This window comes from Sporolactobacillus terrae, assembly GCF_019930545.1.
GTDB lineage: Bacteria > Bacillota > Bacilli > Bacillales > Sporolactobacillaceae > Sporolactobacillus > Sporolactobacillus terrae.
In genome coordinates this window covers 2,899,258-2,916,293 of record NZ_CP082837.1, presented here as the reverse complement: position 1 = coordinate 2,916,293, position 17,036 = coordinate 2,899,258, and the positions used below count along the sequence as shown (strand labels likewise).

At 47.2% G+C, this 17,036-nt stretch carries 15 protein-coding genes and 2 other annotated features (1 of these 17 running past the window's edge); all 15 genes read right to left on the bottom strand.

The window, feature by feature from the left end:
* Nucleotides 1-41: 41 nt before the first annotated feature.
* On the bottom strand, nucleotides 42-3,671 hold the full coding sequence (rpoC, locus tag K7399_RS13890; protein ID WP_028977334.1) for a DNA-directed RNA polymerase subunit beta': 3,630 nt from the start codon (nucleotides 3,669-3,671) through the stop codon (nucleotides 42-44).
* Between the two features lie 156 nt (nucleotides 3,672-3,827).
* Nucleotides 3,828-7,349: a DNA-directed RNA polymerase subunit beta gene (rpoB, locus tag K7399_RS13885; RefSeq protein WP_028977333.1), complete on the bottom strand. Its 3,522-nt coding sequence runs from the start codon at nucleotides 7,347-7,349 to the stop codon at nucleotides 3,828-3,830.
* A 169-nt stretch (nucleotides 7,350-7,518) separates the two neighbouring features.
* Nucleotides 7,519-8,115, bottom strand: coding sequence for a class I SAM-dependent methyltransferase (locus K7399_RS13880; protein WP_028977332.1), 597 nt, complete (start codon nucleotides 8,113-8,115; stop codon nucleotides 7,519-7,521).
* A 441-nt stretch (nucleotides 8,116-8,556) separates the two neighbouring features.
* A complete protein-coding gene (gene rplL / locus K7399_RS13875; protein ID WP_028977330.1) occupies nucleotides 8,557-8,919 on the bottom strand; it encodes a 50S ribosomal protein L7/L12 in 363 nt (120 codons plus the stop codon).
* Nucleotides 8,920-8,964: 45 nt separating this feature from the next.
* Complete coding sequence (rplJ, locus tag K7399_RS13870; protein WP_028977329.1) at nucleotides 8,965-9,468, bottom strand: 50S ribosomal protein L10; 504 nt, start codon at nucleotides 9,466-9,468, stop codon at nucleotides 8,965-8,967.
* 55 nt (nucleotides 9,469-9,523) lie between these two features.
* Nucleotides 9,524-9,671, bottom strand: a sequence feature (ribosomal protein L10 leader region).
* Nucleotides 9,672-9,734: 63 nt separating this feature from the next.
* A complete protein-coding gene (gene rplA, locus K7399_RS13865; protein WP_028977328.1) occupies nucleotides 9,735-10,427 on the bottom strand; it encodes a 50S ribosomal protein L1 in 693 nt (230 codons plus the stop codon).
* Between the two features lie 104 nt (nucleotides 10,428-10,531).
* Nucleotides 10,532-10,957 (bottom strand): 50S ribosomal protein L11, encoded by a 426-nt coding sequence (rplK, locus tag K7399_RS13860; protein WP_028977327.1) that lies wholly within the window; start codon nucleotides 10,955-10,957, stop codon nucleotides 10,532-10,534.
* Between the two features lie 187 nt (nucleotides 10,958-11,144).
* Entirely contained in the window at nucleotides 11,145-11,681 is a 537-nt protein-coding gene (gene nusG / locus K7399_RS13855) for a transcription termination/antitermination protein NusG (protein ID WP_028977326.1), read from the bottom strand.
* 52 nt (nucleotides 11,682-11,733) lie between these two features.
* Nucleotides 11,734-11,931 carry a preprotein translocase subunit SecE gene (gene secE, locus K7399_RS13850; protein ID WP_028977325.1) on the bottom strand — a complete coding sequence of 66 codons (198 nt, stop codon included), beginning with the start codon at nucleotides 11,929-11,931 and terminating at the stop codon, nucleotides 11,734-11,736.
* Between the two features lie 312 nt (nucleotides 11,932-12,243).
* Complete coding sequence (gene sigH / locus K7399_RS13845; protein ID WP_028977324.1) at nucleotides 12,244-12,891, bottom strand: RNA polymerase sporulation sigma factor SigH; 648 nt, start codon at nucleotides 12,889-12,891, stop codon at nucleotides 12,244-12,246.
* A 78-nt stretch (nucleotides 12,892-12,969) separates the two neighbouring features.
* A complete protein-coding gene (locus K7399_RS13840) occupies nucleotides 12,970-13,476 on the bottom strand; it encodes an NYN domain-containing protein (RefSeq protein ID WP_028977323.1) in 507 nt (168 codons plus the stop codon).
* A 6-nt stretch (nucleotides 13,477-13,482) separates the two neighbouring features.
* Nucleotides 13,483-14,220 carry a 23S rRNA (guanosine(2251)-2'-O)-methyltransferase RlmB gene (gene rlmB, locus K7399_RS13835; RefSeq protein ID WP_028977322.1) on the bottom strand — a complete coding sequence of 246 codons (738 nt, stop codon included), beginning with the start codon at nucleotides 14,218-14,220 and terminating at the stop codon, nucleotides 13,483-13,485.
* Nucleotides 14,213-14,641, bottom strand: a complete 429-nt coding sequence (locus tag K7399_RS13830) for a Mini-ribonuclease 3 (protein ID WP_028977321.1) — start codon at nucleotides 14,639-14,641, stop codon at nucleotides 14,213-14,215. Before K7399_RS13830 ends, rlmB begins: the two co-directional genes overlap by 8 nt.
* Nucleotides 14,638-16,032 carry a cysteine--tRNA ligase gene (gene cysS, locus K7399_RS13825; RefSeq protein WP_028977320.1) on the bottom strand — a complete coding sequence of 465 codons (1,395 nt, stop codon included), beginning with the start codon at nucleotides 16,030-16,032 and terminating at the stop codon, nucleotides 14,638-14,640. Before cysS ends, K7399_RS13830 begins: the two co-directional genes overlap by 4 nt.
* Nucleotides 16,033-16,037: 5 nt before the next feature.
* The gene (gene epsC, locus K7399_RS13820) at nucleotides 16,038-16,694 is read right to left on the bottom strand and encodes a serine O-acetyltransferase EpsC (protein WP_010024051.1); all 657 of its coding nucleotides are present in this window, start codon (nucleotides 16,692-16,694) and stop codon (nucleotides 16,038-16,040) included.
* A gap of 176 nt (nucleotides 16,695-16,870) precedes the next feature.
* Nucleotides 16,871-17,036: a binding site (T-box leader), on the bottom strand (it continues 49 nt past the right edge of the window).

Genomic DNA, 17,036 nt, shown 5'->3' with positions numbered 1-17,036 from the left:
GATATAATAGCACCGGCAGTTGACTATTGTCAATGCATGAATCAACTTTCTTGGTTAATCAATGCGCCGGCTGGTTCTGCTGCAGGGTCTGCAGTGGTTGTCTGACCGTCTGTCGTCTCTACGACAACATTGCGATACTTCGGCATTCCTGTTCCTGCCGGAATCAGTTTACCGATAATTACATTTTCCTTCAGACCGAGCAATTCATCAATCTTGCCCTTAATCGCTGCATCAGTCAGCACGCGCGTCGTTTCCTGGAAGGAAGCGGCAGACAGGAAGGAGTCGGTTTCAAGCGCTGCTTTCGTAATTCCGAGCAGCACCGGATGTCCGGTTGCTGGAAGTTTACGATGCAGCAGAACATCCCGGTTTTCTTCCTTAAAGCGATGAATATCGACAAGAGCACCTGGTAATACGGAAGTATCACCACTGTCAATAACGCGAATTTTGCGCATCATCTGACGCACCATGACCTCGACGTGCTTATCGCCGATTTCAACACCCTGCATCCGGTATACTTTCTGAACTTCCCGGAGCAGATAATTTTGTACGCCTTGCAGTCCGACGATGTGGAGCAGTTCTTTTGGATCAATGGATCCACCGATCAAGGCCTGACCTGCCTTAACCTCGTTGCCCTCAGCAACTTTCATACGCGCACTGAGTGGCACCGTGTAGGTACGTGTTTCCAGCGCACCTTTAACAATAACTTCGCGTTTGTCCTTCAGCTCGGTAACTGACGTAACGGTTCCATCAATTTCCGAAATTGTAGCTTGCCCTTTAGGGTTGCGGGCTTCAAACAATTCTTGGATACGCGGGAGACCTTGCGTGATATCGTCTCCGGCAACACCACCGGTATGGAAGGTACGCATGGTCAGCTGGGTACCTGGTTCACCAATCGATTGAGCGGCAATAATACCAACGGACTCGCCGACTTCAACTTCTGAACCGGTAGCCAAGTTGCGGCCATAACACTTCTTGCAGACACCATGACGGGTTTCACAGGTAAACACCGTGCGGATTTCAACTTCAGTGATTCCGGCTTGAACGATCTTGGTAGCCGTTTCTTCATCAATTAACTCATTTTTGTTAACCAGTACCTCATCGGTGTCCGGGTGATATACGGTCTGGTTCGCCGTACGTCCGACCAGACGATCATAGAGGTTCTCAATTTCTTCTGTACCTTCACGAATCGCATGAACAACGATGCCGCGATCCGTACCACAGTCGTCCTCTCTGACGATAACATCCTGGGCAACATCAACCAAACGACGGGTCAGATAACCTGAGTTCGCCGTCTTAAGCGCGGTATCGGCAAGTCCTTTACGTGCGCCGTGAGTGGAGATGAAGTATTCCAGCACGGTCAGACCTTCACGGAAACTTGAGATAATCGGCAGTTCGATGATTCGACCGGATGGATCGGCCATCAAACCACGCATACCGGCAAGCTGAGTAAAGTTCGATGCGTTACCACGGGCACCGGAGTCACTCATCATAAAGATCGGGTTCGTCTTAACCAAGGAATCCATCAGCTTGGATTGGATGGTATCTTTTGCACCGCTCCAAATGCCGACAATGCGTTCATATCGCTCGTCTTCGGTAATCAAGCCGCGACGGAACTGTTTCGTTACTTTTTCTACATTCTCTTCGGCTGTATTCAGAATTTCTTGCTTTTCCGGAAGCACAATAACGTCGGATACACCGACTGTAATGCCTGCTTTAGTCGAATACTGGAAGCCGAGTGCTTTGAGACGATCAAGGAATTTAGAAGTCTCGGTTACTTTATATTTCTTGAAAACTTCCGCAATGATATGACCGAGATAGCCTTTTTTAAATGGCAGAATTTCATCGCGTGATGCGATCTCCTTAGGAAGATCCGTTCCCATTGGAACAAAATACTTGTCCGGAGTCGCAACTTGCAAGTTTTTATCGGTCGGCTCATTAATATACGGGAACGCCGGCGGAAGTACATGGTTAAAGATCAATTTGCCCGGTGTAGTCAGCAAGTACTGCTTATTCTGTTCTTCCGTAAACGTCGGATTATGCGTTGACGCAGCCGGAATGGCAATCCGAGAGTGCAGGTGTACATAGCCATTATAATAAGCAAGCATCGCTTCATCACTGTTCTTGAATACCTTACCTTCACCGCGGGCACCTTTCCGTTCCAGCGTCAGGTAATAGTTTCCAAGCACCATATCCTGTGAAGGCGTAACGATCGGCTTTCCGTCCTTAGGGTTCAGGATGTTTTGAGCACCAAGCATCAACAGACGTGCTTCAGCTTGCGCTTCTGCGGAAAGCGGAACGTGAACAGCCATCTGGTCACCGTCGAAGTCCGCGTTATAAGCGGTACATACAAGTGGATGCAGACGAATCGCGCGTCCTTCAACAATTCTCGGTTCGAATGCTTGAATGCCCAAACGGTGCAGCGTAGGCGCACGGTTCAGCAGAACCGGGTGTTCTTTAATGACGTCTTCGAGCACACCCCATACGTCCGGATGAATTTTTTCCACCTTACGTTTTGCACTCTTAATGTTGTTGGCAATCCCGCGGCTCACCAATTCTTTCATCACAAACGGTTTGAACAATTCCAAAGCCATTTCTTTTGGGAGACCGCATTGATACATCTGCAACGACGGACCTACGGCAATAACGGATCGGCCAGAGTAGTCGACACGTTTGCCAAGCAGGTTCTGACGAAAACGTCCCTGTTTCCCTTTCAGCATGTGAGAAAGAGACTTCAGCGGCCGGTTGCCTGGTCCGGTAACCGGTCGACCGCGGCGACCATTGTCGATCAGTGAGTCAACCGCTTCCTGCAACATCCGCTTCTCGTTCTGAACAATGATGCTCGGCGCACCAAGTTCAAGAAGACGTTTCAGACGGTTGTTGCGGTTGATGACTCTTCGATACAAGTCGTTCAAGTCGGACGTTGCGAAACGTCCGCCGTCCAATTGGACCATCGGGCGCAGTTCCGGAGGAATAACCGGCAGTACGTCTAGGATCATCCAGGAGGGTTCATTGCCGGATTCACGGAATGCTTCAATGACTTCGAGTCGTTTGACAGCACGCGTTCTTCTCTGACCTTGGACCGTTTTCAATTCTTCTTGCAGTTCATCGGATTCTTTATCCAAATCAACATCTTGCAAGAGTTTTTTAATGGATTCCGCACCCATGCCCGCTTTAAAAGTATTGCCGTATTTTTCGCGATACGCACGGTATTCTTTTTCAGAGAGCAGTTGTTTTTTCTCAAGCGGTGTGTCACCCGGTTCGGTCACCACGTACGATGCAAAGTAGATGACTTCTTCCAAAGCTCTTGGCGACATATCCAGCAAAAGGCCCATGCGGCTTGGAATCCCTTTAAAATACCAGATATGGGAAACCGGAGCAGCAAGTTCAATATGTCCCATGCGCTCTCTGCGGACTTTAGCCCGGGTAACTTCAACGCCGCAGCGGTCGCAAACGACGCCCTTATAACGGACACGTTTGTATTTGCCGCAATGGCATTCCCAGTCTTTGGTCGGTCCGAAAATGCGTTCGCAGAACAAACCGTCCTTTTCCGGTTTCAATGTCCGATAGTTGATGGTCTCAGGTTTTTTTACTTCGCCGTGGGACCAAGACCTGATCTTATCAGGTGAAGCTAAACCAATCTTCATAAATTCAAATTTATTGACATCCAGCAAGGGGGCAACCTCCCTTATATTTTCAGTGTTTGGCAAAAAGTGCCATCGCTTTTGTTCACCGAGCTGTTGTATTAGAAAAGCATTCAGGCACGCCAAGGAAAAGCCGTTCTAGCCGTTTCCTTTGTACCGAACGGATTCTATTAAGAGGTTGATTCATTAAACTTGCACATTGAGATTGTCGTCCAGCGACTCTTCTTCGTCTTCAAGCTCTTTGATTACGATTTCCGAGTGATCACCGTCGAGCACCTTAACATCCATACCAAGACTTTGCAGTTCTTTAATGAGCACCTTGAACGATTCAGGGACACCCGGTTCGGGAACGTTGTCGCCTTTGACAATGGATTCGTAGGTTTTTACACGTCCGACAACATCATCTGACTTCACCGTCAGAATTTCTTGAAGGGTGTGTGCGGCGCCGTATGCTTCCAGCGCCCAAACTTCCATTTCACCAAATCTCTGGCCACCGAATTGTGCTTTACCACCGAGCGGCTGCTGTGTAACCAGAGAGTACGGTCCAGTTGAACGCGCGTGCAGCTTATCGTCAACCATGTGGGCCAGCTTGATCATGTACATGACGCCGACTGAAACGCGGTTGTCAAATGGGTCACCTGTGCGGCCGTCATAAAGCACCGTTTTGCCATCCCGTGAAAGTCCTGCTTCTTCGAGCGTGCTCCAGACATCTTCTTCGCGCGCACCATCGAATACAGGAGTTGCAATGTGAATGCCCATTTCGCGAGCGGCCATACCAAGGTGAAGTTCAAGAACCTGCCCGATGTTCATACGGGAAGGCACACCGAGTGGGTTAAGCATGATATCCAGCGGACGTCCGTTTGGCAAAAACGGCATATCTTCTTCAGGAAGGATTTTGGAGATGACACCTTTGTTTCCGTGTCGTCCGGCCATTTTGTCCCCTTCATGAATTTTACGTTTCTGGACGATATAAACACGAACCAATTCATTGACACCTGGTGGCAGTTCATCGCCTGCCTCGCGTGTAAAGATCTTAACATCGTGCACAATACCGCCGCCGCCATGTGGTACCTTCAGCGATGTATCACGCACTTCGCGTGCTTTTTCACCGAAAATCGCATGGAGTAGCCGTTCTTCAGCTGTAAGTTCCGTAACCCCTTTTGGCGTCACCTTTCCGACGAGAATGTCGCCGTCGCGCACTTCCGCACCAACACGAATAATACCGCGGTCATCGAGGTTCTTCAGTGCATCCTCGCCGACGTTCGGAATGTCCCGGGTAATATCTTCCGGTCCGAGTTTCGTGTCACGTGCATCAGATTCATATTCCTCAATATGAATAGAGGTGTAAACATCGTCTTTCACAAGTTTTTCACTCATGATGACGGCATCTTCATAGTTATATCCGTTCCAAGTCATGAATCCGACCAATACGTTGCGGCCTAATGCGAGTTCGCCCATATCCATGGAAGGACCATCAGCAATAATCTCGCCCTTGGAAACAACATTACCGGTTTTCACAATCGGTTTTTGGTTGTAGCACATTCCTTGGTTCGAACGCTCGAATTTAGAGAGTTTATAAGTCACAACATCTCCGGCTACGTCACGTCCATCAATATTCTCTAGCGTGCGAATCTTGATCACACGGGCAGACACATATTCAACGCGGCCGCGGAACTTCGAACGAATTGCCGCTCCTGAATCACGAGCGGACACATATTCCATACCTGTTCCGACCAATGGTGCTTGCGGACGGAGCAGCGGAACCGCTTGACGCTGCATGTTGGCACCCATCAACGCACGGTTCGAGTCGTCATTGGCAAGGAAAGGAATACATGCCGATGCAACTGAAACCACCTGCTTTGGCGATACGTCCATGTAGTCGACGCGTTCCTTATGAACAACCAGGTTCTCACTTCTGAACCGGGCGAGAATATGATCTTCAAGAAATTCTCCGTCATCGCTCAGCTCAGCGTTTGCTTGAGCAACAACATAGTTATCCTCTTCGTCGGCGGTTAAGTAGTCAATGTGCTCGGTAACCCTTCCGGTTTCTGGATCAACACGGCGGTATGGCGTTTCAATAAACCCGTATTTATTGACACGTGCATAACTTGACAACGAGTTGATCAGTCCGATATTTGGGCCTTCAGGCGTTTCAATCGGGCACATACGGCCATAGTGCGAATAGTGAACGTCACGGACTTCCATGCCGGCACGTTCACGCGTCAATCCACCAGGTCCAAGCGCTGACAGACGGCGCTTGTGGGTGAGTTCGGCCAGCGGGTTGGTCTGATCCATGAACTGTGAAAGCTGTGAACTTCCGAAGAATTCTTTGATCGACGCAATAACCGGGCGAATATTGATCAATGCCTGCGGCGTAATGCTGTTCGTATCCTGAATCGACATACGTTCACGGATGACACGTTCCATTCGCGACAAACCGATCCGAAACTGGTTCTGCAGCAATTCGCCTACTGAACGCAGACGGCGATTTCCCAAGTGGTCAATGTCATCGGTATCGCCAATGCCGTGAAGCAGATCAAAGAAATAGTTGATTGAAGAAAGAATGTCGGCAGGCGTAATGTGCTTGATTGATCGGTCAATCTCGCAGTTGCCCATTACACTGACTACCTTGCCCTTATCTTCTTCAAGAGGTGAGTAAACATCGATCTTTTGTACACGGATCGTTTGACCGGCAATAACGCCTTCAGACGGTGTATAGTCAACAAAGCCTAACTTTTTCTCAATCGTCGGCAAAAGACGGTCAAGTGTCCGGCGGTCAAGAAGTGTGCCTTCATCAGCAACAATTTCTCCCGTTTCCGGATCAACCAGTTTCTGTGCGAGTCTCTGGTTGAACAATCTATTTTTGATGTGGAGCTTCTTATTCATCTTGTAGCGGCCGACATTCGCCAGATCATAGCGTTTCGGGTCGAAGAAACGTGCTTCAAGAAGACTTTTCGCATTTTCTACGGTTGGCGGTTCGCCCGGACGCAGACGCTCGTATATTTCAACGAGTGCTTTATCCGTGCTGTCGGTGTTATCTTTTTCCAAAGTGTTTCTCAGATATTCGTCTTCACCTAGAAGATCGATAATCTCTTGATCCGTACTAAACCCAAGAGAACGCAAAAGAACCGTTACAGGGACTTTCCGCGTACGGTCAATTCTCACATAGACAACATCTTTGGCATCCGTTTCATATTCCAGCCAAGCGCCTCGGTTTGGAATAACCGTTGCACCAAAGCCTTTTTTTCCGTTTTTGTCAACTTTGTCATTAAAGTAAACACTTGGCGAACGTACCAGCTGGGAGACGATGACTCGCTCAGCCCCGTTAATAATGAAGGTACCGGCTTCAGTCATTAATGGGAAATCCCCCATAAATACTTCTTGTTCCTTTACTTCGCCTGTTTCTTTATTGATCAGTCGCACCTTTACGCGAAGCGGTGCAGCATAGGTTACATCGCGCGACTTTGATTCGTCAACCGAATATTTTGGTTCTCCCAAACTATAGTCGACGAATTCCAAAATCAGATTACCTGTAAAGTCTTCCACCGGAGAAATGTCTTGAAACATTTCCCGAATTCCTTCATCGAGGAACCACTGATAGGAGGCGGTCTGAATTTCAATAAGATTAGGGAGTTCCAGCACTTCTTTAATCCGAGCGTAGCTCCTGCGTTGGCGGTGGCGTCCGTATTGTACGAGTTGACCTGTCAACTATTTCACCCCTCAAATCAAGCATATTGAAAAAATCGGCAAACCATACTTCTTGAGCTTACCGCAGTTCAAAAATTATTTGATTAGCATTCCCTAAAAAGGAAATACTTATACCTACAAATTTACCCATGTTAGCATTAAAACATAATATCACAGAGGGTATATGTTGTCAATCTTTTCTTGCACACAAAATATAATAGCCTTTTTTCTTTGCCGCAACGTCTACACGATCAAATAAAGATTGCAGCATTTTTAGTGCAGACGGCGCTCCCTGCTTCTTTTGAATAACGGTCCATAACTCACCGCCATGTTTCAAAAAGCAATGGGCATCGCGAAAAATTTGATGCACAACTTGTTTTCCGGCACGGATTGGCGGATTCGTCACAATTGCTGCAAAGTCGCCCGTCACCTTTTCGAATAGTGAGCTCTGCAAAACAACAGGATTCACTTGATTTTCTTGGGCATTCTTTGCTGCCAGCGCAACCGCGCGCTCGTTAATATCAACCATAACCACGTCTCGATCGGGAAAATCCCTAGCTAAAGCAATGCCAATCGGACCATAGCCGCACCCCATATCCAAAAATGCCCCGGAAATTTGTGGTTCGTAAAACGTTTCAATCAGTAGTGCAGAGCCAAAATCAATCGCATTTTTTGAAAAAACACCGGCATCGGTTGTAAACACAAAATTGTGCTGACGCAATGTCGCGCTCAGTGAATGAGGATTGCTTTTCACATGAGGGTGCTCTGAATAGTAATGTTCTGTCAACTCAATCATCCCCTTGAAAATCAGCTGCGCTCCGCAATGACGAGTCATTGTCTTCACTCATTTAGTTTCGCAAATGCGATCTTTTCCATACACTGCCTTGTCTTGTTAACGTTAATTTTTCTTTTTCCGCGGTTGAATCTGCACAGGAATCGTTCTCGCGGATCGTCTCTACACTTATCACCAAACCTGTATAATTCTGTGAGAAAAACCAAGCAAAAAGCGCCCGGTCCTTAATCTCCAACCATGTGTGATGGACTCGTGTCTTTTCGGTGCTGAATCGTCGCTTCGGTTGCTCGCTTGCCGCGGGCGCACCGCGAGCCTCCTCAGACAGGCAAGACTCTGCGCATTTGCTGCACTGTCTTTTGCGGGACCAAAAATCATATCTTTTCTTTTTCTGTGAAAAAAGAAAAGGCCCGCGCAAGCGCGGGCCTTTTCAAGAACTTATTTCAGTTCTACTTTTGCGCCAACTTCTTCGAGTTTGCCTTTGAGTTCTTCGGCTTCTTCTTTAGCAGCGCCTTCTTTAACAGCCTTCGGAACACCATCAACTAATGCTTTTGCATCTTTCAGGCCGAGACCAGTAATTTCACGAACAACTTTGATAACCTTGATTTTTTGTGAACCAGCATCTGCCAGAACAACATCAAATTCAGATTTTTCTTCAGCTGCTGCACCTGCTGCACCTGCTGGAGCGGCAACCTGAGCTGCTGCGGTAACACCAAATTCATCTTCAATTGCTTTAACAAGATCGTTCAATTCGAGAACGGACATTTCTTTAATCGCGCCAATGATTTCTTCTTTAGTCATTGTATATGTTCCTCCTTATAATTCGGTTTGTAGTAGTCAATCAGCTTACGCTTCTTGTTCTTTTTGTTCGGCAACGGCTTTGACACCCAAAGCGAAGTTGCGGATTGGAGCCTGCAGAACATTTGCCAGCATCGAGAGAAGTCCTTCTCTGGACGGCAGTTCTGCCAGCGCCTTGATTTCGTCTAGCGACGTCAGTTTGCCTTCGATGACACCTGCTTTGATTTCGAGTGCTTCATGTTCTTTAGCAAAGTTGTACAATACTTTTGCCGGAGCAATGACGTCATCTTTGCTGAACGAAATAGCAGTCGGGCCGGTCAAAGCATCATCAAGATCGGTCAAGCCGGCAATTTCCGTTGCGCGGCGTGCAAATGTATTTTTGTACACTTTGTATTCAACGCCTGCTTCACGCAGTTGCTTGCGCAATTCAGTAACTTCAGCAACAGAAAGGCCACGGTAATTGACAGCAATCGTTGCAACGCTATCTTTAAGCTTTGCAGCAATTTCATCAACGACCAATTTCTTTTGATCCAAGATTTTTTGGTTGCTCATGTCTTGGGCACCTCCTCTTTCGTTATTTATCCGTATCAGTTATCATCCCAAAATCTAGGTCTATCAAAAAGCCCTCGAATCCGAAGAGTCGAGGGCTTAATCTATCAAACCGATTAGTTATCAAGAATTTGCTAAACCTCGGCTGGGTTTTCATTAAGCATAAACTATGCCCCTGCTGTCTACGGCTAATCATTCAATTCACAACATGAATCATTATACTGAGTTTGAAACAGTATGTCAACTCAGATCCTCATCCATTTGTGTTATTATTTTACGGAAGCAAGCGATACTTTGACGCCAGGTCCCATCGTTGAAGAAATGGCAATGTTCTTCATGTACGTACCTTTTGCTGCAGCTGGTTTCACTTTGAGCAGTGTTTCGATCAACACTTTAAAGTTTTCAACCAGTTTCTGATCGTCAAAAGAAACCTTACCGATCGGCACATGAACGTTTCCGTCTTTTTGTGCACGGTATTCTACTTTACCGGCTTTGATTTCTTTAACTGCTTTTTCAACATCAAAAGTTACCGTACCGGTCTTCGGGTTCGGCATCAGGCCTTTAGGTCCGAGAACACGTCCGAGACGGCCAACTTGAGCCATCATATCCGGCGTTGCGACCACAACATCAAAGTCGAACCAGCCTTCGTTAATTTTTTCAACGTATTCTGTTTCGCCAACGTAATCTGCTCCGGCAGCTTCTGCTTCCTTTGCTTTTTCACCTTTAGCAAAAACGAGTACGCGTTGCGTTTTACCTGTTCCGTTCGGCAGTACCACCGCACCGCGAACCTGCTGATCATTCTTCCGAGTGTCGACGCCTAAACGGACCGCAACATCAACGGATTCGTCGAAACCAGCAGAAGCAATCTTCTTTACCAAGCCGACTGCTTCATCAATCGCGTACGCTTTTGTGCGATCAACAGCTTTAGCTTGTTCTTGATACTTTTTACCTCTTTTAGCCATTTGAAATCCTCCTTCGTGGTATTAACGGTTTGCATATGACCTCCCACCAACCAAAAACCAAAACGCACAGGATAAAGCATACGTTTTATCCGTGCGGCACACGATCAGTCTTCGACAACGATGCCCATGCTGCGTGCGGTTCCTTCAACCATACGCATTGCAGCTTCAACATCTGCCGCGTTCAGATCAGGCATTTTCAGTTCGGCAATCGCGCGGACTTTGTCGCGTTTGATTGTCGCAACCTTTTTCGTATTCGGTTCGCCTGAACCGGATTCGATGCCGGTTTCCTTCTTCAGAAGAACGGCTGCCGGCGGTGTTTTCGTGATGAACGTAAACGAACGATCTTCGAAAACGGTGATTTCAACTGGGATGATCAGACCTGCTTGGTCCGATGTCCGAGCGTTGAATTCCTTACAAAAGCCCATAATGTTAACGCCCGCCTGGCCCAGTGCAGGACCAACTGGCGGAGCCGGATTTGCTTTACCTGCTGGAATTTGCAGTTTCACTAGCTTGACTACTTTCTTTGCCATGAGAGCACCTCCCTATAACGATTTGTGGTACGGGTCTGCCCCTCCCACTCATACACTGCCTCTATGGCTTCTTGCACTTCATGTGTTGCTTTGGTGAGATTGGATAAAATCATACAAACATCAAGATTATACAATCGGCAAGCATAAATTGCAAGGTTTGATCGGTTGTATTTTAAGGAGTACAGCCTTAGTCGAGTTTCGACACTTGGTCAAAATCCAATTCGAGCGGGGTTTCCCGGCCAAACATATTCACATGTACTTTCAGCTTACTTTTCTCTTCGTCAATGTTCTCAATGCTTCCGACAAAATCGGCAAACGGCCCTTCCTTGACTTTGACTTGTTCTTTAATTTCAAAGTCAACATTAGCCGGCTTCTCTTTGAGTCCCATCTGTTTCAGAATGGCATCGACTTCTTCGGGAAGCAGCGGAATCGGTTTTGATCCAGCGCCGGTTGAGCCGACAAACCCGGTGACGCCCGGTGTATTGCGTACAACATACCAGGAGTCGTCTGTCATCACCATTTCAGCCAGCACATAGCCTGGGAATACTTTTTTCATTGCGGTCTTTTTCTGACCGTTCTTCACTTCGGTTTCTTCTTCCATCGGTACAAGGATGCGGAAAATTTTATCCGTCATCCCCATTGTTTCTACCCTTTTTTCAAGGTTCGTTTTTACTTTGTTTTCATAACCCGAGTATGTGTGAACTACATACCAGTTCTTCTCCATATCGTTCTTCCTCCAAATGACCAGCCTCCCGCGGTTTACCCGCAAGAGTCAATCATTGATTTGTTATCACGCGCAGAAGCTCAGAAATTCCAAGATCAACAACAACGAAAAAGAGCGCCAGAAAAACAACGGTAATAATTACAGTAACCGTGTATTTCAACAATTCTTTTCCTGTCGGCCAAGTGACTTTTTTCGATTCAACGACAATGTCTCGGAAAAACTTTCCAGTTCCCTTAATCATGCCCGCCATAGGTGCTACCTCCGCTTATCAAAATTATTTCGGTGTCCGTCATTTTGTATATGTCTTGCAAGTCCAGTACCAGATGCGGATAACTAACATGTCATAAGCCCGGATATGCTTTTCTAAACTATTCTTAAGGGTGCGGGACCGGGACAGGCACGCTCACTCCGACTCTCGCCTGCCCGGAGAAGATGTCTACTTTTCTGCAAGTAAAAGAAAGAAAGGCGTGAAACCGCCTCTCTTGACGTTCTTCATATACTCTCCAAACTTATCACAAGTAACAATAGCATGTCAACAAGCGCATCGATTCGGAGACACTTCTCAAATACTGAATTCTTCCACATGCATGCAGTGTTCTAATTTCCGTTTCACACGCTGCAGCGCATTGTCGATCGACTTCACATGGCGTTTCAAGTCAACAGAAATTTCCTGATAGGTTCTGCCGTCCAAATACTGCCGGAGTACTTTGCGCTCCAAGTCACTGAGTACTTGAGACAGTTTCTCTTCGATATCGTCGCACTCTTCGCGGCTAATCAGCATCTGTTCGGGATTGTTCATCTTTGATTCGCACACCACATCCATCAGCGTTCGTTCCGATTCCTCATCATAAATCGGTTTATCGAGCGAAATGTATGAGTTTAATGGAATATGCTTTTGACGCGTCGCTGTCTTAACCGCCGTAATCATCTGGCGCGTGATGCATAGTTCTGCAAACGCCTTAAACGAAGCCAGCTTGTCCCCGCGATAGTCGCGAATCGCTTTAAAAAGACCGATCATGCCTTCCTGAATAATGTCTTCCCGATCTGCGCCAACGAGGAAATAGGCCTTCGCTTTTGCGCGCACAAAGTTTTTATATTTAAAAATGAGATACTCCAAGGCTTGGTTATTTCCCTCTTGAATCGCTTTCAATAGTTCCGTGTCTTTTTGTGAAACAAAAGCTACATTTGCCTTAACCGGATTATCAATCATCTTTAAACCCCCCGAGCACTAGATGCCTTTTGTTGTGTGAACATTATACATTATAATTTTCAAAATCGTCAATCATTTTCAAAAACCTCTGCGCATTTGTTCCAATTTTTTACGCGTCGCCTCATCAAGATAAATTTTCGTGATCGACGCTTTGCGTTCATTGCTTGTGCTTTTCTTTATTTGCCGCTCAATTTGGCGGATTTCCTCAATCAGTTCTCGTGACGGTTTTCGCAGGGCTCCTTGTGAAAAAACCGCCCACTGTTCGGCCATATCGGAGGTTGCGACATGAATACGTGTCTTCACATTTTGCAGTTTTTTAATCAGCCCCTCAATCTTTTGATCGGCCTTCTCGCTCTTTTTGGTGTAGATGACATCGATCTTGGACTTCTTGGTTTTTGTTTCCTTACCAGGAAGCAGATAGGCATCAAAAATCAGTATGACCTGCCATCCGGTGACCGATTGATACTCCGACAGCTTATCGATCAGCATATCGCGTGCACACTCAAAGTCATCCTTTTGAAGTTGTTTCAGCTCAGTCCAGGCACCGATAACGTTGTAGCCGTCGACAATCAGAATATCTTTCATGGCACGTCATCCTTGCTTTTCGCGGCGTCGAAGCACCTCGTACATGAGCAAGCTGGCAGCAACAGACGCATTCAGCGAAGTCACCTTGCCCTTCATCGGAAGGCGGATCAGAAAATCGCATTTCTTGCGTATAAGCTGCGACATTCCTGCTCCTTCATTTCCGATCACAAGACACAGCGGCATCGTGAAATCTGCCGAACGGTAATCTTCGCTTCCATCGGCTGCCGTTCCAGCAAACCAGACGCCTTGCTTCTTCAATGCATCGATCGTGCTGGCTAGGTTCGCCACGCGCGCAACCGGTACATATTCGATCGCTCCGGTTGATGCTTTAGCCACCACAGACGTTAACCCAACGGAACGTCGTTTTGGAATAATAATTCCATGACATCCAGCGGCATCGGCCGTTCGCAAAATCGATCCGAGGTTATGCGGATCTTCAACATTATCCAACATCATGAAAAAAGGCTGTTCCCCGCGACGTTTCGCCAGCGCAAACAAGTCATCAATCTCTGCATATCGGTAGGCGGCAATTGAAGCGACAACCCCCTGATGCTGCGTCGATTTCGATAGCTGATCCAGTTTCTTTTTCGGGACAAACTGAAAGGCAATGCCGCGTGATTTGATTAAATCCAGCAAATCACCAAGTCCCCGTCCTTCTTTATTCAGCCATACTTTATTTATCTCTCTACCCGATCGAACTGCTTCTGAAACCGGGTGACGTCCAATAATCCATTCGTCACTCATTTTGACCGCTCCCTTCGACCGGATGATATTCAAACATTTTTCCCATAATCGCGTCAATCCGCTCTTGTTTGCCCTCCAGGAACAACGTGCCGATCAGCGCTTCGAATCCGGTACTGAAATTATACGTTTGGACATCCGTATTTCTTGGCACTGAATGTGATTTCGCATTGCGCCCGCGTCGCACCGTATTGCATTCGTCATCCATAAGAAAACCTTCATCCATCAGTTCATGCAAGAACCGGCACTGCGCTTTTGCCGATACATAATCGACGGCCTGAGCGTGGAGCGCATGAGGTTTTGTTTTTCCTGACTCATCGATCAGCATTTTGCGAACGTATACTTCAATCACCGCATCGCCCATATAAGCAAGGGCAAGACTATTGAGCTGTTTCGGATCTGTTTTGCTCTGGCCGACTTTCATACGTTACCTCGTTTCCAGCGCACACCCTGAGGCGTATCCTCAAGAATAATTCCCGCCTCTTTCAGCTGATCACGAATGGCATCGGCGACGTCAAACGCTCTATTTTTGCGTGCTTCCTCGCGATTCTGGATCAACGCTTCAACATCACGATCAACAATACGGTCTGTATCATCTGCAAGGGTCAGCCCAAGCACAGCCGGGAGCTCTGTCAATACCTGAAGATAAGCCTGCAGTTCCTCAATGGTACTCGACTCATTCTGAAGCGCAATATTCGCGTCGCGTGCTGCATCAAAAAGGACCGCAATTGCATTGGCTGTGTTGAAGTCATCGTTCATCGCTTCGATAAATGGTTTCCGATACTTTTCGACAATCGTCTCATTCGCTGCTGATTCGCTCTCGTTTAATCGGTGACTCAGATTGTAATGGGCGGTCTTAAGGCGCCCGAAGGCCTGCACCGCGTCATTTAACAATGCATCGCTGAAGTTAATCGGGTGTCGGTACTGGACGGTAAGAATGAAAAAGCGAACAACCTGCGGGTCAAATTTTTTGATCAGATCATGAACTAGAATCACATTACCAATCGATTTCGACATTTTCTCATGATTAATCTGAATATGCCCGTTATGCAGCCAGTAATGAGCCATCGTTTGATGATGCAGTGACTCGGACTGTGCAATTTCATTTTCGTGATGCGGGAACGTCAAATCCGTCCCGCCGGCGTGAATATCGATGGTGTCGCCTAAATACTTTTCAACCATCGCTGAGCATTCGATATGCCAACCCGGCCGTCCATCGCCCCATGGGCTGTTCCATTTGATTTCTCCTGGCTTCGCTGCCTTCCATAAAGCAAAATCAAGCGGATCTTCCTTGTCTTCACCAATCTGAATCCGCGCGCCCGCCTTCAGGTCATCAATCGATTGATGTGATAGTTTGCCGTATTCCTTGAACTTACGCGTCCGAAAGTAGACATCCCCGTTCGATTCATAGGCGAATCCGGATTCGACCAGTTTATTAATAAAAGCAATGATTTCCGGCATCGTTTCCGTTGCTCTCGGATGAACCGTTGCCGGTTGCACATTCAGCGCGCCGGTGTCCTCTTTGTAAGCCTTGATAAACTGTTCGGCAATCTCTGGAACCGATTGATGGCGTGCTTTGGAAGCATTGATCAGCCGATCGTCGACATCGGTAAAGTTGGATACATAGTTCACTTTATACCCTCGGTACTCAAAATACCTGCGAACCGTGTCGAAAACAACCGCAGGGCGTGCGTTGCCAATATGAATATAGTTGTATACCGTCGGTCCGCACACGTACATTCGCACTTTGCCTTCTTCAATCGGATGAAAGGGTTCCTTTTTCCTTGTCAGCGTGTTGTACACGTTTAATCCCATTTCATTCACTCCTTTTCTTTTTGCAGTGCACTTAATTTCTGAACTTCGTTTTGCAAAGCTTCTATTTGCCGCTCAAGCCGCTGCATTTTATCCGCAACCGGATCCGGGAGATCTGTGTGGTTTAAATCATGGTGATGAACCTTGACGCCGTTTTGCCGGACGACACGTCCTGGGATGCCAACAACCGTTGAATCCTGCGGTACATTATGCAGAACAACCGATCCGGCCCCAATCTTCGAATGATCGCCGATTGTGATTGAGCCGAGCACCTTCGCGCCTGCCGATATTAAAACATCGTTTCCAATCGTAGGGTGGCGCTTACCTTTTTCTTTACCCGTTCCCCCGAGTGTGACCCCTTGAAAAAGCGTCACATCGTCGCCGATCTCGCACGTTTCACCAATCACGATGCCCATGCCGTGATCCATAAAAAAGCGTCTGCCGATCACCGCACCGGGATGAATTTCAATGCCTGTAAAAAAACGTGAAACTTGCGACAAAGCGCGGGCGAGAAAAAAACGTTTCTTCTTCCATAGCCAATGCGCGATGCGGTGCGTCCAGATCGCGTGCAGACCTGAGTAGGTTAAAATGACTTCCCATTTGCTTCTGGCCGCCGGATCTTGGTCAAAAACATTGTGCAGATCTTCTGCAATAATGCTGCGCACAGATGTCCGCCTCCTTGCTGCTTTCCATACTTTCAGAACCGTTCATGTATTAGAAAACTTGGCTTTGCCAAGCCTCTGGCGAAGGCAAAGGCTTAGTTGCACTTACTCGTTTCCTTAAATCTTTTATTTTCTATACTTTCTTACCAGTGTTAAAAAAGCGTCTTTGTGCCGGTCGACACAAAGACGCCTCTTTGGCGCGGTTCCACTTTGTTTGAGATAATCTCCACTCTATGCCGATAACGGCGGCTGCCGTCTTCGCCTACTGCTTTCTGTTTCAGCGATCCACTCAGAGGGGCAATTCGATCATCTGCTTCCCGAGCGGCTTCCAGCCTATGGCCGCGT